Below are 18,270 nucleotides of genomic sequence, written 5' to 3'. Positions count from 1 at the left end.
GGCCTGCCGGACTGCTTCTCCTAGAAGACCATGCAGCCCCTCCGGAGGAATCTTCCGGAGGGGCTGCTGTGTTCCCGGCCGTCCCGGCGGGACACCGGCCGGCAAAGAAACCCGCGCGTGAGAAAGGCGCCGCATGATCGAGATCCTCAACCCCGCCGAACTGACCCGGGCAAGGGCCGCAGGCGCCCTGGTCGCTGACATTTTGCAGTCGCTGAAGAGCCGCAGCATGGTCGGCACCAACCTGCTGGAGATTGATCAGTGGGCCAGGACCATGATCCTCGAGGCGGGAGCGCAGTCCTGCTACGTCGACTACGCGCCGTCTTTCGGCCGCGGGCCGTTCGGCCACTACATCTGCACCGCCGTCAACGATGCAGTGCTGCATGGCCTGCCGCACGACTACGCACTGGCCGACGGCGACCTGCTGACACTGGACCTCGCCGTCTCCCAAGACGGCGTCGCCGCGGACTCGGCCATCAGCTTCATCGTCGGCGCATCAAAGCCCCCGGAGAGCGTGGCGATGATCAGCGCCACCGAACGGGCCTTGAGCGCAGGGATAGCCGCTGCCGGGCCCGGGGCCCGCATCGGTGACATCTCCCATGCCATCGGTTCGGTCCTCAGCGCGGCGGGTTATCCGATCAACACCGAGTTCGGCGGCCACGGGATCGGATCCACAATGCATCAGGACCCGCATGTTCCCAACACCGGGCGGCCCGGCCGCGGGTACCAACTGCGCCCCGGCCTGCTGCTCGCCCTGGAACCATGGGTGATGGCGGACACCGCCACCCTTGTTACGGACGCCGACGGGTGGACGCTCCGCAGCGCGACAGGCTGCCGGACCGCGCACAGCGAGCACACCATCGCCATCACCGACGACGGAGCCGAAATCCTCACCCTGCCGAGGCCTTTCCGCGTTTGACCGGGGTTGCCGAGCAGTCCGCCTAGCCAACGTGCACCCAGGGCCGCCGCGTGACATCGGGTTCGGCTTCGCGCAGCACCTCGCGGGTCACCGGCGCGATTTCGCCCTCACCAAAGGCGAGGAAGCGCAGGAGGTTGGTGAGCGGGTTTCCCTCGGTCCAGCGGAAGTAGATGTGCGGCATCAGCCCTGTCACGTCCCGGATGTGCAGCAGCACCGAGGCGATGGTGTTGGCGACGGCGGGGCCGTGCACTTCGAGGATCCGGTAGCCGTGCCGGGTGATGCCGCGGACCTCCAGTTCGGTTTCGAAGTCCGAGGAATCATCCACGACGACCTCAAGGAACAAGGCCCGATAGTCCAGCGGCAGGTGGCTGACCTCAATGGCGGACTCCAGCTTCTGCCGGTAGGCCTCCGCGCTGAGGCGCAGCGGTTCGTGCGCGACAATCCGCAGCGGGCCCTCCAGCTCATCGGACATGAATTCCAGCGCCTGCCGGTCCAGATGGACGTGGGTGGCGTGCAGCTCGAACGAGCGCCGGGCGCGCGAGAGCAAGGAAATCACAATGATCCCCAGGATGAAGATCGACGCGATCCGGATACCCTCGGGGCGTTCAATAATGTTGGCCACGGTGGTGTAGATGAACACGACGGCAATGACGCCGAAGCCCGCGGTTCGCTTGCGCTGCCGCTGCCGCCGGGCCGAGAGCGTCACGGCCACGGCAGCCGAAGTCATCAGCACCAGCACGCCGGTGGCGTAGGCGCCGCCCTGGGCGTCGACGTCGGCGTCGAAAAGCCAGGTGACCATGAACCCGATAAGGGTGAAGACCAGGACGAGGGGGCGGACGGCCCGGGCCCAGCCGGGGGCCATCCCGTAGCGGGGCAGGTACCGCGGGACGAGGTTGAGCAGGCCGGCCATCGCGGACGCGCCGGCGAACCAGAGGATCGCGATGGTGGAGATGTCGTAGACGGTACCGAAACCCACGCCGAGGTACTCATGGGCCAGGAAGGCCAGGGCACGCCCGTTGGCCTGGCCGCCGGGCTGGAATTCGTGCTCCGGGATCAGCACGACGGTGGTGAAGCTGCTGACGATCAGGAAGGTGCTCATGATCAAGGCTGCAGTGGTCAGCAGTTTGCGGGCGCCCTCGATCCGGCCGGCGGGGTGCTCCTCGGTGTCCTTGGTGTGGCCCTTGATCTGCGGCATCACGGCGACGCCGGTCTCAAACCCGGACAGGCCGAGGGCGAGCTTGGGGAAGACCAGCAGCGCAAAGCCGACCGCCAGCAGCGGGTTTCCATGCGAGGTGGAGATGGCCTGCCACCAGTTGTCCACGGCCAGCGGATGGCTCAGGACCTCCCAGAGCGATGCGCCGACGACCACGACGTTCAGGCCGAGGTACAGTCCGACGATGACCACGGCCACGCCAATGGCCTCCTTGAAGCCGCGGAGGAACACCGCCCCGAGCAGGGCCAGCAGGATCAGCGTCACGGCGACGTTTTGCCCTTGCAGCCAGGCCGGTGCCACCGGGTTCTGGACGAGGTGGGCGGTGGCGTCCGCGGCCGACAGGGTCATGGTGATCATGAAGTCCGTCGCGGCGAAGCCGAGCAGGACCAGGACGAAGAGCTTTCCGCCCCAGCGCGGCATCAGCCGTTCCAGCATGGCGATGGATCCCTCGCCGCGGTGGCTCTCGCCTGCGACGCGGCGATAGACCGGCAGCGCGCCGAGCAGGGTGATTGCCACCAGGACGAGGGTGGCGAGCGGCGAAATCACCCCGGCGGCGAGCGCGGCGATGGCCGGCTGGTAACCCAGGGTAGAGAAGTAGTCGACGCCGGTCAGGCACATGACCTGCCACCAGCTGTGCTTCTTCTCGTGCGCCGTGGGCACGCCGCCCGGGCCCTGGTGCCCGCCCTTGCTGTCCTGCAGCCCCACCAGCAGCCAGGTCCGCAGCGTAGTCAGGCGGCCCGGTTTCGGCGCCGACGGGTCGACCGGCGGCCTGCTCAGCGTGGTCATGTCGTTCCTTTCTTCGCGGCGCCTCTCTCAACGGGCGGGTGCCGCGTTGTGCCCTCCAGTTGCGAAGCTAGCAGCGGCCGTCGCCGCGGCCGCCACCCGGGCGCGGATCTTGATGAATCCTTGACGCCCGGCTCCCCCGCCGGCCCGCGGCCGGAATGGAACAATGGCTGCATGGCACGTGGAACGCTGCGCATCTTCCTGGGATCGGCCCCAGGCGTCGGCAAGACCTACGCCATGCTCCGGGAAGCGCACCGGCTCCGGGGGGCCGGCGACGACGTCGTCGTCGCCTTCGCACGCGACCGCGGCCGCCGCGACACCCGTGACCTGATGGCCGGCCTCGAGGCGATCCGGCCCAGGCGGGTACCCGTCGGACTGGTCGACGTCGAGGAACTGGACCTGGACGCGGTGCTGCGCCGGGCGCCGGCCACCGCCCTCGTGGACGAGTACGCCCACTCCAACGCCCCCGGCAGCCGGAACCGGCACCGCTGGCAGGACATCGACGAACTGTTGGCTGCCGGGATCAACGTCCTGTCGACCCTCGACATCCACCAGCTCGCCTCCCTGGCCGACGTCGTCAGCGCGATCACCCAGGGCCGGGCCGCGGAGACCGTGCCCGACGGGATCGTCCGCCGGGCCGATCAGCTGCAGCTCGTGGACCTCTCCCCCGACTTGCTGCGGCAGCGGCTCGCGGCCGGCAAGATCGTGCCGCCGGACCGGGTTGACGCGGCACTGTCCAACTACTTCCGCCCCGGGAACCTGGCGGCCCTGCGTGAGCTCGCGCTGCTATGGCTGGCGGACCGGGTGGACGAGCGCCTGGCCAGCTACCGGGAGGGCAACCGGATCGATGCCCGCTGGCCGGCCCGCGAACGCATCGTCGTCGGGCTGGCCGGCGGCCCGGAGGGTGAGGCGCTGATCCGCCGCGGCGCCCGGCTGCTCAACCGCGTCAGCGGCATCGACCTGCTGGCCGTCCATGTCAGGGCCGCGGAAGGGGTCGCCGCCGAGTCTCCGCAGGCGCTCGAGGCGCAGCGGCAGCTGGTCCAGGGCCTCGGCGGCAGTTACCACGTGGTCGCCGGCGAGGACCCGGCCGAGGCCCTGCTGGACTTCGCCCGCAGCGTCAACGCCTCCCAGCTGGTCCTCGGCGTCTCCCGCGGCGGCGCTGCCGCCCCCCTGCTGGCGCGCCTCCGTGGCGGCGGCACCACCGCCAGGGTGCTCCGCGCTTCCGCCGGCATCGATGTCCATCTGGTGCCGCAGGAGCGTGCGCCAGCCGGGGCGCGCCGGAACCGGCACAAGGACCTGGGCCGGCTGCGGGTGGGGGTCGGCTTTGGCCTGGCCGTGATCCTTCCTGCGCTGCTCCAGCTGCTGCTGGCGGTCAATCCGGACAAGAACCTGGCCACGTCCATGCTGGTGCAGCTGACGGGTTCAGTCGCCGTGGCGCTGGTCGGCGGGCTGTGGCCGGCGATCCTCGCCGCACTGTGGAGCAGCCTGCTGGTGAACTACTTCTCCACTCCGCCGCTGGGCAACCTGACCATCAGCGACGCCCAGAATGTCCTCGCCCTGACGGTATTTGTGGGCGTGTCCGCCGCAGTTGCCGTCGTCGTTGACCTCTCCGCGCGGCGCTCCAAGGAGGCCGCCCGGGCGAGGGCGGAAGCCACCACCCTGGCCGAGCTCTCGCGCGGGGCAGCCGGTTCCGAAGACACCGTCACGGGCCTGCTGGAACAGGCGCTGGACGTCTTCCAGGTCCGCGGCGCCGCCCTGTTCGGCCTGGCCGGCGACGACGGCGGCGCCGCACCGGCCGCGGGGCGGCCCGACGGGGCGCCGTCCGGAGAGGCGGGGCCGCACGAGGCCGCGGCCCAGTGGCGGCTGCTTGCCGGCGTCGGCGAGTTCGCGTCCGCGGCAACCACCGACGGCGGAGCCTCTTCAGCGGGGTCCGGCCCGCAAGGGGACAACGTCGAGCAGATCAACGCCGGCACACGGCTGGTCCTGTCCGGCCGGGTGCTGCCGGCCAGCGACCGGCGCCTGCTCGGCGCCTTCGGCGTGCACCTGCTGGCCCAGCTGGAGAACCAGCAACTGCTGGCCAGCCGGAGCCAGCTGGCCCGCCTGGCGGAAAGCAACAACGTGCGCACCTCGTTGCTCCGCGCCGTCTCGCACGACCTCCGCACCCCCCTGGCCGGCATCAAACTTGCGGTCGGAGGCTTGCGGCAGCCGGGTGTCCGCTACACCAGGGAAGAGGAACAGGACCTGCTGGAGACCATCGACGAGTGCTCCGACCGGCTGGACACCCTGGTGGGGAACCTGCTGGACATGTCCCGGATCACCTCCGATTCGGTCACGCCCCTAATTCGGCCCGTGCGCTGGTACGAGGTGGTGGGCGGCGGCCTGCACGGAATCGCCGCCGGCCGGGTGCGGGTGGAGCTGCCGGCGAACATGCCGGAGGTTGAGGCGGATCCCGGCATGCTTGAGCGCGTCATCGCGAATATCGTCGAAAATGCCGTCAAGTACGCCCCTGATTCGGACATTGTGATCACCGGCAGCGCCGGCGGACTCAGCCCCGCCATGGTGGGCGGGCGGCCGGCCGGGGAATTGCGGATCATCGACCACGGCACCGGGGTCCCGGCGGACAAGGTGGTGCAGATGTTCCATCCCTTCCAGCGGCTGGACGACGCGGGCAGCGCCGGCGGCGTCGGCCTGGGCCTGGCCGTGGCCAAGGGGTTTACCGAGGCGATGGGCGGCCGGCTGGGCGCGGAGGCCACTCCGGGAGGCGGCCTGACCATGGTGGTCAGCCTGCCGCTCTCCGAGGGTGCCCCCTTCCGCGAGGACCGGGACCAGGCGCCGCTGGAGCCCCAGTCCGCGCTGGTGCGCCGCCACCACGCGCCGCCGATCCTCTCGTCCCCGACGGACGTGCCGTGACCGCGGTACTGGTGGTGGACGATGACCCGTACCTGCTGCGCGCGCTTCGCATCACCTTGCGGGCCCACGGGTACGACGTCACCGTGGCCGAGGACGGGCAGTCCGCGCTGCTGGCGGCGGCACGGACCCCGCCGGCGCTGGTCATCCTTGATCTTGGCCTCCCGGATATGGACGGCACGGCTGTCCTGGCAAAACTGCGCGGCTGGAGCCCGGTGCCCGTGCTGGTGCTGTCGGCGCGCCACGGCTCGGAGGACAAGGTCCGGGCCCTTGACGCCGGCGCGGACGACTACATTACGAAGCCCTTCGGTCTGGACGAACTGCTGGCCCGGCTGCGGGCGCTCCTGCGCCGCAGCGTGGAAGGCGCCGAGCCGCCCGTCATCAGCACCGACGCCTTCACCGTGGACCTTGGCAGGCACCGCGTCACCCGCGATGGCGAAGACGTCCGGCTCACGCCCACGGAATGGAAAATGCTCGAGGTGCTGGTCCGGAACCCGGAGAAACTCGTCACGCAGCAGCAGCTGCTGTCCGAGGTCTGGGGCCCGGCCTACGCGAAGGAAACCAATTATCTCCGCGTGTACATGGCGCAGCTGCGCCGCAAGCTTGAGCCGGATGCCGGCAATCCCCGGCACCTCCTCACGGAGGCCGGGATCGGGTACCGGTTCCTGCCATGAACGGCGCCCGGGTTCGCGGACCGGGGTTGGGTAGGATGCCCGTCATGGACGAGAAGGAAACTTTGCACCGGTACCTGCGCCTGCGCCGCGCTGAACTGCTGGCCAAGCTGGACGGTCTGGATGAATACGACGTCCGCAGGCCGCTGACACCCACCGGAACCAACCTTCTGGGCCTGGTCAAACACGTCGCAAGTGTGGAGATCGGCTACTTCGGCGAAGTGTTCGGGCGCCCGAACGGCCAGCCCCTGCCCTGGCTGGAGGACGGCGCCGAACCGGATGCGGACCTGTGGGTAGCCCCGGACGAGACCCGTGACCAGATTCTGGAACTGCACCGTGCGGCCGCCGCCCACAGCGACGCCACCATTGACGCCCTTCCGCTGGACGCCGCGGGCGAGGTCCCGTGGTGGCCCGCCGAACGCCGGCGCGTCACACTCCACCAGATCCTCGTCCATATGTGCGTCGAAACGGCGCAGCACCTGGGCCACGCGGACATCCTGCGCGAACTCATCGACGGGACGGCGGGCAAGGGCCCTGGCGATCCGAACCTGACGCCCCGCAGCGACGGCGACTGGGCCGCGCACCGGGGAAGGATAGAGGCCGCGGCCCGGACGGCCGCCGGGGAGGCTGCCCCGGTTTCACGCCCGGTGTTACCACAATAGATACTGGGGCAATGAACTTTCACAGCGCTCTCGCCCGGGAGAACGCACAGCCGCCGCGGCTGCCCGAGGTGCCCGCCCAGATGCGTGCCGTGCTCAACGGCATCCCGGCGATGGTGGGCTACTGGGACTCCGAGCTGCGCAACCGGCTGGCCAATGATGCCTACCGTGACTGGTTTGGGGTCACGCCGGAGGAACTGCACGGCATTCACATCCGGGACCTGCTCAGCGACGCCGTGTACGAGGCCAGCTACCCCTACATCACCAAGGTGCTCGACGGCGAGCCGCAACTTTTCAAGCGCACGCTTACCGACGCCGCCGGGGCGACGCGTTTCGCGGAGGTCTCCTACATGCCCGACCTGCGCGACGGCGGGGACGGGACGGACCACGGGGACGGGACGGACGACGGGGACAGCCGCGTTCGGGGGTTCTTCGTGATGGTCACGGACATCACCGAGCGGGTGCTGGCCGAACGCCGCCAGCAACGCGACACTGACCGGTACCGGGCGCTGGCGCGCAGCGTCCCCGGCGTCTTCGTGCTGCTTTTCGATTCGGAGCTGCGCTACCTGATCGCCGAAGGCCAGGAGCTGGAGTCCTTTGGCTACCGCTCCGCCGAGCTGGAGGGCCGTCGCATCCATGAGGTGCTCGACAGCGCCCTGGCCGCCGAGCTGGAGCCCCGCTACCGCGCCGCCCTGTCCGGCCAGGAGGTCTCGTGGAGCCGGCAGATCGGGCCCCGGACCTACCGGCTGAAGGCCGGACCCGTGCATTCCGCCGAGGACGCCACCGCCGGCATGGTGGTGGCCGTGGACGTCACCGACCGGCTCCAGCAGGAACAGACGTGGGCCGCGCTGCACGAGATCGCCACCGCCGTCGCCCGCAACGCCGCGCCGGCGGCCATCTCGGAGCAAGTCGCCTTTATTGTGCGCGACCTCTTCCACGTGGATTCGGCCGCCGTCGTCCGTTTCACCGGCGCGCTGTCGGCGGACATCGTGGCGATGGCCCCGGCGTTGCCGCCCACCCTGAGCCGCAGGCACGTTTTTTCGCCGACCGACGTCTCAGCTACCGTCCGCGTCGCCGTCACCGGCAAGCCCGCCCTGGTGGTCTACGGTCCGGAAGGCGGTCCCGCCGCCGAGCAGATGCGGGCCGGAGGCTTCCGGTCCGCGGCGGGCGCGCCGATCAGGGTCCACGGCAGCCTGTGGGGCGTCATCACCCTGACCTCGAAGTCCAGCACCGGCGTCACAGAGGCGATGCTGGAACGGCTGGCCCAGTTCGCCGAACTGGTGGAGATTGCGATCGGCAACACGGAGGCCCGCGCCAGCCTGGAGCTACAGGCCACCACGGACCAGCTCAGCGGCCTGCCCAACCGGCGCGCCCTGGAACAGCATCTCTCGCACGAGATCGAGCTGGCGGCATCCCGCAGCACCAGCCTGAGCGCGATCGTGATCGACATCGACCACTTCAAGCAGGTCAACGACACTTTCGGCCACCTGATGGGCGACGTGGTGCTTGCCGACGTCGCCAACCGGCTCCGCGGTGTGGCCCGCGAGGACGAGATCGTGGCCCGCTTCGGCGGCGAGGAGTTCGTTTGGCTGCTGCCGGGGACGGATGGATCAGAGGCCCTGGTGGCAGCGGAACGGGCCCGCGCCGCCATCGAGGCGGAGCCGTTCGGCGAGGTCGGCTCCATCACGGTCTCCGCCGGCGTCAGCGAACTGCGGGACGCCGGCAGCAACAGCCTGCTGGCCTGCGCGGACCGGGCGCTGTATGCGGCCAAACACGCCGGCCGCAACCGCAGCGAGCGCTTCGGCTCCACCCGTTGAACCCGGCCGGCTGAAGGCAGCCGGCTGAAGGCAGCCGGACGAACGCCGCCTAGACGAAGGCTGACTTGCCGGTCACGGCCCTGGCCACGATCAGGGAGTTGATCTCGTAGCTGCCCTCGTAGGTGTAGAGGATCTCGGCGTCGCCGAAGAGCTTGCCCATCTCGTAGTCGCTGCTGATCCCGTTGCCGCCCATCAACGAGCGTCCCATCGCGACGGACGCCCGGGCCAGCCGGGTGGTAGTGGACTTCGCCATGGCGGCCTGCACCATCTCCAGCTTGCCCTCCTGCTGGATCCTCGCCAGCTGGGCCATCAACGCCAGCGAGACGCTGGCGTTGCCCAGGATCTCGGCCAGCTGCTGCTGGACGAGCTGGAAGCGGGCCAGCTCCTTGCCGAACTGCTTGCGTTCCAGCGAGTAGGCCCGGGCGACGTCGAACGCGGCGAGCTGGATGCCGGCGCCCTGCCAGCCCACCCAGGCCCGTGAGTCGCGCAGCAGTTCATTGGCCCGGGAGAAGTCCGTGGCACCGGGCAGCAGGTTGGCTCCCGGGATGCGGACCTCGTCCAAGACAATGTCCGCGTTCTGCATGATCCGCAGCCCGATCTTGTTTGCGATCTTGGTGGCGGTGTAGCCGGGCCTATCGGTCTCCACGATGAAGCCCTTGATCTGCTGGTCCGCGACGTCGCGTGCCCAGACCAGGGCGAAGTCGGCGATGGTGCCGGCACCGATCCAGCGCTTGGCACCGTTGATCACCCATTCGCCGTTCTCCAACCGCGCCGAGGTGGCCAGGCCCCCGGCGATGTCGGAGCCGTGGTCCGGCTCGGTCAGGGCGAAGGCGCCGAGCTGGGTGAACGCGGTGAGGCCGGGGAGCCAGCGGGACTTCTGCTCTTCCGAGCCGAGTTCGTCGATCATGCCGACGATCAGCTCATTGTGGATTCCCACGAGGGCGGAGAGCGAAACGTCGGCGCGCGCCACCTCGACGTACATGAGCCCCTTGAAGAGCTTGGAGGTGCCGTCCGTCTGCAGGCCGCCGAGGCCGTGTTTGCCCAGTTCGGCGAGCAGGCCGAAGGGGAACTCCTCGCGGTTCCAGTAGTCGATCGACGCGGCGCGGATCCGGGTCTGCAGGAACTCCCGGATCTCCTGGTAGCGCGCCCGCTCGTCCGCGGGCAGCAGGTCCACGATGTACATCAGGTCCGCGTCCGGAAACGGGGGTGCCGCCGTTAGTTGGGCTGGGCTTTCCGCGGCACCGCTGCGGGTTGCCTCGGACTGGACAGCGGTCTGTCCGCCGGCACTTCCTTGTGACTGCACGGGTACATATCCCTTCGTAACGTGCCGCGCACCGGCAGCAACATCGGCTCTTCCAAACCCTTGGATGTCCTAGTATATTGCACAGTGATGTGGATCACTAGGACAGCGGCGGACCGGCACCGGCCCGCCTGGCTGCGACCGGCTGCGAAAGGTGCACCATGACCGTCACTGAGGATTTCCGCACTGCGAGGGACAGGCTGCTGGCCCTCCGCGGGGACTACACCGCCGCCCGCCAGGAGTTCGAATGGCCGCGGTTCCAGGAGTTCAACTTCGCCCTGGACTGGTTCGACCAGATCGCGGCCGATCCCGCCAAAGCGGACCGGCCGGCCCTGGTCATCGTGGAGCAGGACGGTACGGCCACGCGGCGCAGCTTCGCGGACCTCTCGGCGCGCTCCGCGCAGGTGGCCAACTGGCTCCGGGCGCAGGGGGTGCGGCGCGGGGACCGGATGATCATCATGCTGGGCAACCAGGTGGAGCTGTGGGAACTGATGCTGGCCGGCATCAAGCTCGGCATCGTGATGATCCCCACCACCACCTTGATGGGACCGGCGGACCTGCAGGACCGGGTGGAGCGCGGCGGCGCCAACTGGGCCGCCGTCGGGAGCGCCAACATCGACAAGTTCGCCGGCGTTCCGGGCGACTACACGCTGATCGAAATCGGCGACGGCGCCGGCGCCGCGGAAATCACGACGGCGGCCCTGCAGTACAGCGAAGCCGCGGGCGCGGCGGAAGACTTCATGCCGGACGCACCAACCCTCGCGGACGAGACCCTGCTGCTTTACTTCACCTCCGGTACCACGTCCAAGGCCAAGCTCGTGGAGCACACGCACACCTCTTACCCGGTGGGGCACCTGTCCACCATGTTCTGGATCGGGATGGAACCGGGCGACGTGCACCTGAACGTCGCCTCCCCGGGCTGGGCCAAACATGCGTGGTCCAACGTCTTCACGCCCTGGATCGCCGAGGCCTGCGTGTTCATTTACAACTACGAGCGCTTCGATGCGAAGGCGCTGATGGAACAGATGGACCGCGAGCGGGTCACGAGTTTCTGCGCCCCGCCGACGGTCTGGCGGATGCTGATCCAGGCCGACCTATCCCTGCTCAAGAACCCGCCCACCAAGGTGGTCTCCGCCGGAGAACCGCTCAACGCCGAGGTGATCGACCAGGTCCACCGCGCCTGGGGCCAGACCATCCGCGACGGCTTCGGCCAGACCGAATCCACCGTGCAGATCGCCAACACCCCGGGCCAGCCGATCAAGATCGGCGCCATGGGCCGGCCGCTGCCCGGCTACGACGTCGTGCTGGTGGATCCGGCCACCGGCGAGGAGGCCGACGACGGCGAGCTGTGCCTGCGCCTGGACCCGCGGCCCGTCGGGCTGATGAAGGCCTACTACGGGGACCCGGAGAAGACCGCGGAGGCCTTCCGCGACGGCTACTACCACACCGGGGACATGGCGAGCCGGGACGAGCGCGGCATCATCACCTACGTGGGCCGGGGCGACGACGTCTTCAAGTCCTCCGACTACCGGCTCTCCCCGTTTGAGCTGGAAAGCGTGCTGATCGAGCATCCGGCGGTGGCCGAGGCCGCCGTCGTCCCCTCCCCCGACGCGCTCAAACTGTCCGTGCCCAAGGCCTTCGTGGTCCTGGCGGCCGGCCACGAACCAGGACCGGAACTGGCCGAGGACATCCTGCGCTACTGCCGCGAGCACCTGGCGCCGTTCAAAAGGATCCGCCGGCTGGAGTTCGCCGAACTGCCCAAGACCATCTCGGGCAAGATCAGGCGGGTGGAACTGCGGCGCAGCGAGGAGCTGCGGCACGGGGCCGGCAGCGTGCCGGAAGGGCTGGGCACGGAGTATTCCGAGGCCGACTTCCCCGGCTTGAAAGGCCAGGGCTAGCCATGGGCGCCCCGCTGCCGCGTGATCCGATCGCCGACGCCCAGCGGAATTGGGAACGGCACGGCTGGGCCGACGTTGCCGCCCCGATGGCGGCGATCACGGCCATCATGCGGACCCAGCAGATCCTGCTGGCCCGGATCGAGACCGCGCTCAGGCCGTTCGGGCTGACGTTCGCGCGCTACGAACTGCTGGCCCTGCTCAGCTTCGCCCGCAGCGGGGCGCTGCCGATGAACAAGGCGAGCGCCCTGCTCCAGGTCCATCCCACTTCGGTGACCAACGCCGTCGACCGGCTGCAGGAGGCCGGGCTGGTGCTCCGCTCCCCGCACCCCACCGACGGGCGGACCACGCTGATCGAGCTCACCTCGGAGGGGCGCACGCTCGCCAAGCGGGCGACGGCGGTGCTCAATTCGGAGGTCTTTGGCCAGTCCGGCTTCGAGGAGCTGGACGTGGAGCAGCTGATCCGGATCCTGGGCAACTTCCGGCGCAATGCCGGGGATTTCAGCGGCTGAGCCGTACACTTCGTTTGCGGGGCCGTCCGCCGGGCAGCCCGGAGCTGAGGAGAGCGCAATGATTCCGGAGATCAACATCTGGGCCGTCCTGCTGGCCACCCTCTCCAGCATGGTGGTCGGGTCGGTCTGGTACACGCCCAAAGTCTTCGGCAGCTACTGGATGCGGGTCGCCAGGGTCAGCCCGGGCGGGGACGCCAGGGACGCCGTCAAGCCCATTCTCATCACCCTGCTGGTCAGCTTCGTCACCGCCTGGGTGCTGGCCGGCTCCGCCGCCATCTCGCAGCACTTCTACGGCGGAAACTTCCTCGCCAACACCCTGGTCACCGCCCTGATCCTGTGGGCCGGGTTCACGGCGGCACGCTTCATCACGCATGACGCCTTCGAGGGCCGCCCCGCCGGCCTGACCGTGCTCAACTGCGCCCACGAACTTGTGACCTTGATGGTAATGGCACTGATCATCGGGCTGTTCGGAATCAGCGCCGCCTAGCCTGTCAGCGGCGGCGGCTGGCGCTGCCGTTCCGCGCCCGGGGACGGGCGGGCGGGCCTACACTGGATGGGCGGCAGGCGCCCTGCCGCTCGGCACGGGCCCGGAGGAGAGCTGCATGGAATTCGACGAATCGTTCTGGGATGAGCGGTACCGCCAGCACGGCCAGCACGCACCGGTGTGGAGCGGGCAGCCAAACCCGCAACTGGTGGCCGAGGCGGCGGAACTGGTGCCCGGTTCCGCGCTCGACGTCGGGGCAGGGGAAGGCGCCGACGCCGTCTGGCTTGCCCGGCGCGGCTGGCGGGTCACGGCGGTGGACATCTCGTCCGTGGCCCTGGGCCGGGCAGCCGCCGCAGTCGAAGGCGAGCCGGAAACCGCTGCGCGCATCACGTGGCAGCACCAGGACCTGACGGTCACGCCGCCTCCGGCCGGGACCTTCGACCTCGTCTCGGCCCAGTTCCTGCACCTGCCCGCACCGCAACGGGACGGCGTTTACGGCCGGCTCGCCGCGTCCGTGGCACCGGGCGGGACGCTGCTGATCGTGGGCCACCACCCCTCGGACCTGGAAACCAGCGTGCGCCGGCCCGCCGCCCCCGGGCTGCTCTTTACCGCCGAGCAGCTCGCGGCGCAGCTCGATCCGGACGAGTGGGAGATCGTGACCTGCACGTCCCGGCCGCGGCCGGCGAAGGATTCCGACGGCGCCCCGGCCACGGTCCAGGATGCCGTGCTGCGCGCCAGGCGCAGGGCCTAGCGCGCCCGCATCACCCGCCGGCCCGCAGCCGCTCGGCGAGGCCTAGCGGTGGGTGAAGTCGGGCTGCCGCTTCTCGCTGAAGGCCGCCATGCCTTCCTTCTGGTCCTCGGTGGCGAAGAGCGAGTGGAACACCCGCCGTTCGAACAGCACGCCCTGGGCCAGCCCGGTTTCAAAGGCCGCGTTGACCGCTTCCTTGGCTACCATGGCAACCGGCTTGGACTTGGAGGCAATCACTTCGGCCGCCTTGACGGCCTCTTCGACGACGTCAGCGGCCGGGACCACGCGGGACACGAGACCGGCGCGCTCGGCTTCCGCGGCGTCCATGAAGCGGCCCGTGAGGATCATGTCCATCGCCTTGGCCTTGCCCACCGCGCGGGTCAGGCGCTGCGAGCCACCCATACCCGGCAGCACGCCCAAGTTGATCTCCGGCTGGCCAAACTTGGCGTTGTCCCCCGCAATGATGAAGTCGCACATCATCGCCAGCTCGCAGCCGCCGCCGAGGGCGAACCCGGAAACCGCGGCCACCACCGGAATGCGCAGCCGGGTGAAGTCCTCCCAGCCGCGGAACCAGTCCGCAGCGTACATCTCCATGTAGCCCTTGGACTGCATTTCCTTGATGTCCGCGCCGGCCGCGAAGGCCTTGGCCGAACCGGTCACCACGACGGCGCCGACGCCGGGGTCGGTGTCCATCGCGGACACGGCGGCCACGAGTTCGTCCATGGTCGCCTTGTTCAGGGCGTTCAGCGCCTCGGGCCGGTTGAGCGTCACGAGGCCCACGCGGCCGCGGCGCTCCACCAGAATGTTTGCGTACTCGGTCATGCCTGTCCCCTCGGCTGGTGTTCGGATTTGTCCCGGATGTCGGTGATGATGCCGGAGAAGTCCCGGCCGGCACCGCCCTCCGCGGCAAAGGTATCGTAAATTTCGGAGGCCAGCGGCCCCAGCCTTGCGGCGACGCCGGTGCTTTCCAGCGCGTTAAGCGCGAGCTTCAGGTCCTTGGCCATCAGGGCTCCGGCGAATCCGGGCTGGTAGTCGCGGTTGGCCGGGCTGGTCGGGACCGGCCCGGGCACGGGACAGTTGGTCGTCAGCGCCCAGCACTGCCCCGACGCGGCCGAGGCGACGTCGAAGAGCGCCTGGTGCGTCAGCCCCAGCTTCTCGCCGAGAACGAAGGCCTCGCTGACGGCGATCATCGAGACGCCCAGGATCATGTTGTTGCAGATCTTGGCGGCCTGCCCGGCGCCGTGGCCGCCGCAGTGGACCACGCGCTTTCCCATCACCTCCAGCATCGGCTTGACGGCTTCGAAGTCCTCGTCCGGCGCGCCGACCATAAACGTCAGCGTTCCGGCTTCAGCCCCGACGACGCCGCCGGAGACCGGCGCGTCCACGGCCCGGTGGCCGGCAGCGACGGCCAGTGCCGAGGCCTCGCGGGCTTCGTCCACGTTGATGGTCGAGCAGTCCAGGAACATCGTCCCCGGCGCCGCGGCGGCCAGCAGGCCCGGTTGGCTGTGCTGTCCCGGCTCGCCGGGGGTGCCGCGGTAGGCGTCCAGCAGATGCTTGCCGCTGGGCAGCATGGTCAGCACGACGGCGGCGCCCGCCACGGCGTCGACGGCCGTGCCCGCGGTGGTGATCCCGTGGGCGCGGGCGGCGTCCAGCGCCGCCGGCACCACGTCGTAGCCGGTCACGGTGTACCCGGCCTTGACCAGGTTGACGGCCATCGGGCCGCCCATGTGGCCCAGGCCGAGGAAGGCGATGGTGCCGGGCTGCGCCGGTGCGGACGGCGATGCTTCAGACATTGTCGCGCTCCTTCGAAAGTTTCAGTTCCCGCGCGCCCAGCGGTGCGAAGTAGGCCTCGACGTCGTCGCGGCTAACCTCCGCCAGGCTGGCCGGTTGCCAGTGCGGGGTGCGGTCCTTGTCCACCACCTGGGCACGGATGCCCTCGCGGAAATCGGGCCCGGCCAGGAACCGCAGGCCCACCCGGTACTCCTGTTCCAGGGCCTCGGCGAGGCTCAGGCCGTGGGCGCGGCGCAGTGACGCCAGCGCCACCTTGACCGCCGTCGGGGACTTGGCCGCGATGGTGTCCGCGGCGTCGATTGCCTCACCGCCCACGGTTCGCAGCCGGTCCAGGATCTCTTCGGCGTCGTCGCTGGCGTAGCAGGCGTCAATCCACTCCTGCTGGGCAGCCAGCACCGACGGCGGAGCCGGCTCGGCGAACCGTGCGACGGCGGCGTCCACCGGTTCGGTTTCCAGCGCTGCCGCCAGGTCCGCGAGTTCCACGGAGGGGACGAAGGTGTCCGCGAGACCCAGGAACAACGCGTCGGCGCCGCTCAGATGCGCCCCGGTGAGGGCCGCGTGCGTGCCGGTTTCGCCGGGCGACCGGGAGAGCAGCAGCGTGCCGCCCACGTCGGGCACAAAACCGATGGTGGTTTCCGGCATCCCCATCCGGGTGCGTTCGGTGACGATCCGGGCCGATCCGTGCGCGGAAATTCCCACCCCGCCGCCCAGGACCAGCCCGTCCATAAACGCGACGTAGGGTTTGGGGTACTCCGCGATCAGCAGGTTCAGCCGGTACTCGACGGCCCAGAAGTCGGCGGTCGCGTCGCCGCCGTCGAGCATGTCCCGGTAGATGGCCACAATGTCCCCGCCGGCGCACAGCCCCCGCTCGCCGGCGCCGCGGACCAGCACCGCGGCCACGGCGTCGTCGTCGGCCCAGAGCGTCAGCTGTTCCAGCATCGCGGCCGCCATGCCGGCGGTCAGCGCGTTGACGGCCTTGGGCCGGTTCAGCATCACGATGCCGAGCCGGCCGCGGCGCTCAAACAGGACCTCGGCGGCCTCACCGGCCGTCTGCTCTGCCATCAGCTGCCTTCCGGCATCACGAAGCTGGCGCCCTGGCGGATGCCGGAGGGCCAGCGGGTGGTGACCGTCTTGGTCTTGGTGTAGAAACGGAACGCGTCGGCGCCGTGCTGGTTGAGGTCGCCGAACCCGGAGGCCTTCCACCCGCCGAAGGTGTAGTAGGCGATCGGCACCGGGATCGGCACGTTGATGCCCACCATGCCGACCTGGACCCGGCTGGCGAAGTCGCGGGCGGCGTCGCCGTCGCGGGTGAAGATGGCCACGCCGTTGCCGAACTCGTGCTCGCTGCAGAGCCGGAGAGCCTCGTCGTAGTCCTGGGCGCGGAGGACGCTGAGCACCGGGCCGAAGATTTCCTCCTGGTAGATCTTCATCTCCTTGGTGACGTTGTCGAACAGCGTGGGGCCCACCCAGAAGCCGCCGTCGTAACCCTCCACCTTGAGGCCGCGGCCGTCGGTGACCAGGCTGGCGCCTTCCTCGACGCCGGAGGCGATGTAGCCCTCGATCCGTTCCTTGGCGGAGGCGGCCACGACAGGGCCGAAGTCCGAGTCCTTGGCCAGGCTGTGGCCCACCTTCAGGTCCGCGATCCGTTCCTGGAGCTTGGCGACGAGCGCGTCGGCGGTCTGCCGGCCCACCGGGACGGCGACCGAGATCGCCATGCAGCGTTCGCCGGCGGAGCCGAATCCGGCGCCGATCAGCGCATCCGCGGCCATGTCCAGGTCCGCGTCCGGCATGATCACCATGTGGTTCTTGGCACCGCCGAAGCACTGGGCGCGCTTGCCGTGCGCCGCGGCGGTGGCGTAGATGTACTGCGCGATCGGGGTGGAGCCGACGAAGCCGATGGCCTGGACCCGGGGATCCTCCAGCAGCGCGTCCACGGCTTCCTTGTCCCCGTTGACCACGTTGAACACCCCGTCCGGCAGTCCGGCCTGGGTGAACAGCTCGGCGAGGCGCAGCGGGACGGAGGGGTCCCGCTCGGAGGGCTTGAGGATGAAGGAGTTGCCGGCGGCGAGGGCCGGACCGGACTTCCAGAGCGGGATCATGGCCGGGAAGTTGAACGGGGTGATGCCGGCGACGACGCCGAGCGGCTGCCGCATCGAGTGGACGTCGACGCCGGTTCCGGCGCTGTCGGAGAACTCTCCCTTGAGCAAGTGCGGGGCGCCGGCGGCGAACTCGACCACTTCGATGCCGCGCTGGATGTCGCCCTTGGCGTCCGGGAACGTTTTGCCGTGCTCCGAGGACAGCAGGGTGGCGAGCTCGTCCATGTTCTGGTTGACCAAGTCCACGAACTTCAGCAGGATCCGGCCGCGGCGTTGCGGGTTCATCGCAGCCCATTCCAGCTGGCCCTTCTCCGCGTTGGCGATGACGTTACGGCCCTCCTCCGCGCTGGCCAGGGGGAGCCGTGCCTGCACCTCACCGGTACAGGGATCGTAGACGTCGCTGAAGCGCCCCGAGGTGCCCTCGACGTGCTGTCCGCCGACGTAATGGGAAAGCTCACGAACCATGATGGAATGCTCC

At 69.6% G+C, this 18,270-nt stretch carries 15 protein-coding genes; 9 read left to right on the top strand and 6 right to left on the bottom strand.

Features of this window, described 5'->3' with window-relative positions:
• The first annotated feature begins 133 nt into the window (after positions 1–133).
• Positions 134–916: a type I methionyl aminopeptidase gene (map, locus tag ACUYM2_RS01525; protein WP_481598463.1), complete on the top strand. Its 783-nt coding sequence runs from the start codon at positions 134–136 to the stop codon at positions 914–916.
• Between the two features lie 22 nt (positions 917–938).
• Here the strand turns inward: map and ACUYM2_RS01520 are convergent, their stop codons facing one another.
• Positions 939–2,915 (bottom strand): APC family permease, encoded by a 1,977-nt coding sequence (locus ACUYM2_RS01520; protein ID WP_481598462.1) that lies wholly within the window; start codon positions 2,913–2,915, stop codon positions 939–941.
• Positions 2,916–3,086: 171 nt separating this feature from the next.
• Here ACUYM2_RS01520 and ACUYM2_RS01515 point away from each other — a divergent pair, with 171 nt between their 5' ends.
• Genes ACUYM2_RS01515 through ACUYM2_RS01500 form a run of 4 tightly spaced genes read left to right on the top strand, consistent with a single transcriptional unit; the run spans position 3,087 to position 8,966 of the window.
• Positions 3,087–5,822, top strand: coding sequence for a DUF4118 domain-containing protein (locus ACUYM2_RS01515; RefSeq protein WP_481598461.1), 2,736 nt, complete (start codon positions 3,087–3,089; stop codon positions 5,820–5,822).
• Entirely contained in the window at positions 5,819–6,493 is a 675-nt protein-coding gene (locus ACUYM2_RS01510; protein WP_481598460.1) for a response regulator, read from the top strand. The genes ACUYM2_RS01515 and ACUYM2_RS01510 overlap by 4 nt, the downstream gene beginning before the upstream one ends.
• A 44-nt stretch (positions 6,494–6,537) precedes the next feature.
• Positions 6,538–7,152, top strand: coding sequence for a DinB family protein (locus ACUYM2_RS01505; RefSeq protein WP_481598459.1), 615 nt, complete (start codon positions 6,538–6,540; stop codon positions 7,150–7,152).
• Between the two features lie 11 nt (positions 7,153–7,163).
• Positions 7,164–8,966, top strand: coding sequence for a sensor domain-containing diguanylate cyclase (locus ACUYM2_RS01500; protein WP_481598458.1), 1,803 nt, complete (start codon positions 7,164–7,166; stop codon positions 8,964–8,966).
• Between the two features lie 49 nt (positions 8,967–9,015).
• Here the strand turns inward: ACUYM2_RS01500 and ACUYM2_RS01495 are convergent, their stop codons facing one another.
• Positions 9,016–10,149, bottom strand: coding sequence for an acyl-CoA dehydrogenase family protein (locus ACUYM2_RS01495; protein ID WP_481601373.1), 1,134 nt, complete (start codon positions 10,147–10,149; stop codon positions 9,016–9,018).
• Positions 10,150–10,427: 278 nt separating this feature from the next.
• On the opposite strand from ACUYM2_RS01495, the gene ACUYM2_RS01490 reads away from it, so the two are divergent.
• The 4 genes from ACUYM2_RS01490 (at position 10,428) to ACUYM2_RS01475 (ending at position 13,908) form a co-directional block, all read left to right on the top strand.
• On the top strand, positions 10,428–12,164 hold the full coding sequence (locus ACUYM2_RS01490; RefSeq protein WP_481598457.1) for an AMP-binding protein: 1,737 nt from the start codon (positions 10,428–10,430) through the stop codon (positions 12,162–12,164).
• Between the two features lie 2 nt (positions 12,165–12,166).
• Complete coding sequence (locus ACUYM2_RS01485) at positions 12,167–12,673, top strand: MarR family winged helix-turn-helix transcriptional regulator (RefSeq protein WP_481598456.1); 507 nt, start codon at positions 12,167–12,169, stop codon at positions 12,671–12,673.
• 58 nt (positions 12,674–12,731) lie between these two features.
• A complete protein-coding gene (locus ACUYM2_RS01480; RefSeq protein ID WP_481598455.1) occupies positions 12,732–13,160 on the top strand; it encodes a DUF1761 domain-containing protein in 429 nt (142 codons plus the stop codon).
• Between the two features lie 115 nt (positions 13,161–13,275).
• Entirely contained in the window at positions 13,276–13,908 is a 633-nt protein-coding gene (locus ACUYM2_RS01475) for a class I SAM-dependent methyltransferase (RefSeq protein WP_481598454.1), read from the top strand.
• Between the two features lie 42 nt (positions 13,909–13,950).
• On the opposite strand, the gene ACUYM2_RS01470 is transcribed toward ACUYM2_RS01475, so the two are convergent.
• Genes ACUYM2_RS01470 through ACUYM2_RS01455 form a run of 4 tightly spaced genes read right to left on the bottom strand, consistent with a single transcriptional unit; the run spans position 13,951 to position 18,257 of the window.
• On the bottom strand, positions 13,951–14,727 hold the full coding sequence (locus tag ACUYM2_RS01470) for an enoyl-CoA hydratase (protein WP_481598453.1): 777 nt from the start codon (positions 14,725–14,727) through the stop codon (positions 13,951–13,953).
• Positions 14,724–15,698 (bottom strand): 3-hydroxyisobutyrate dehydrogenase, encoded by a 975-nt coding sequence (gene mmsB / locus ACUYM2_RS01465; protein ID WP_481598452.1) that lies wholly within the window; start codon positions 15,696–15,698, stop codon positions 14,724–14,726. The genes ACUYM2_RS01470 and mmsB overlap by 4 nt, the downstream gene beginning before the upstream one ends.
• Entirely contained in the window at positions 15,691–16,758 is a 1,068-nt protein-coding gene (locus ACUYM2_RS01460) for an enoyl-CoA hydratase/isomerase family protein (protein WP_481598451.1), read from the bottom strand. Before ACUYM2_RS01460 ends, mmsB begins: the two co-directional genes overlap by 8 nt.
• A complete protein-coding gene (locus ACUYM2_RS01455; protein WP_481598450.1) occupies positions 16,758–18,257 on the bottom strand; it encodes a CoA-acylating methylmalonate-semialdehyde dehydrogenase in 1,500 nt (499 codons plus the stop codon). Before ACUYM2_RS01455 ends, ACUYM2_RS01460 begins: the two co-directional genes overlap by 1 nt.
• Between the last annotated feature and the right edge of the window lie 13 nt (positions 18,258–18,270).

The organism is Arthrobacter sp. SD1074B, from assembly GCF_056780195.1.
The sequence above is the reverse complement of the archived record's forward strand: the minus strand, read 5'-3'. Positions and strand labels throughout refer to the sequence as shown.

What these genes read in the sequence shown, in the direction of transcription:
- map (WP_481598463.1), top strand. Translation starts at nt 134, where the DNA reads ATGATCGAGATCCTCAACCCCGCCGAACTGACCCGGGCAAGGGCCGCA.
- ACUYM2_RS01520 (WP_481598462.1), bottom strand. Translation starts at nt 2,915, where the DNA reads ATGACCACGCTGAGCAGGCCGCCGGTCGACCCGTCGGCGCCGAAACCG.
- ACUYM2_RS01515 (WP_481598461.1), top strand. Translation starts at nt 3,087, where the DNA reads ATGGCACGTGGAACGCTGCGCATCTTCCTGGGATCGGCCCCAGGCGTC.
- ACUYM2_RS01505 (WP_481598459.1), top strand. Translation starts at nt 6,538, where the DNA reads ATGGACGAGAAGGAAACTTTGCACCGGTACCTGCGCCTGCGCCGCGCT.
- ACUYM2_RS01500 (WP_481598458.1), top strand. Translation starts at nt 7,164, where the DNA reads ATGAACTTTCACAGCGCTCTCGCCCGGGAGAACGCACAGCCGCCGCGG.
- ACUYM2_RS01495 (WP_481601373.1), bottom strand. Translation starts at nt 10,149, where the DNA reads ATGTACATCGTGGACCTGCTGCCCGCGGACGAGCGGGCGCGCTACCAG.
- ACUYM2_RS01490 (WP_481598457.1), top strand. Translation starts at nt 10,428, where the DNA reads ATGACCGTCACTGAGGATTTCCGCACTGCGAGGGACAGGCTGCTGGCC.
- ACUYM2_RS01485 (WP_481598456.1), top strand. Translation starts at nt 12,167, where the DNA reads ATGGGCGCCCCGCTGCCGCGTGATCCGATCGCCGACGCCCAGCGGAAT.
- ACUYM2_RS01480 (WP_481598455.1), top strand. Translation starts at nt 12,732, where the DNA reads ATGATTCCGGAGATCAACATCTGGGCCGTCCTGCTGGCCACCCTCTCC.
- ACUYM2_RS01475 (WP_481598454.1), top strand. Translation starts at nt 13,276, where the DNA reads ATGGAATTCGACGAATCGTTCTGGGATGAGCGGTACCGCCAGCACGGC.
- ACUYM2_RS01470 (WP_481598453.1), bottom strand. Translation starts at nt 14,727, where the DNA reads ATGACCGAGTACGCAAACATTCTGGTGGAGCGCCGCGGCCGCGTGGGC.
- mmsB (WP_481598452.1), bottom strand. Translation starts at nt 15,698, where the DNA reads ATGTCTGAAGCATCGCCGTCCGCACCGGCGCAGCCCGGCACCATCGCC.
- ACUYM2_RS01460 (WP_481598451.1), bottom strand. Translation starts at nt 16,758, where the DNA reads ATGGCAGAGCAGACGGCCGGTGAGGCCGCCGAGGTCCTGTTTGAGCGC.
- ACUYM2_RS01455 (WP_481598450.1), bottom strand. Translation starts at nt 18,257, where the DNA reads ATGGTTCGTGAGCTTTCCCATTACGTCGGCGGACAGCACGTCGAGGGC.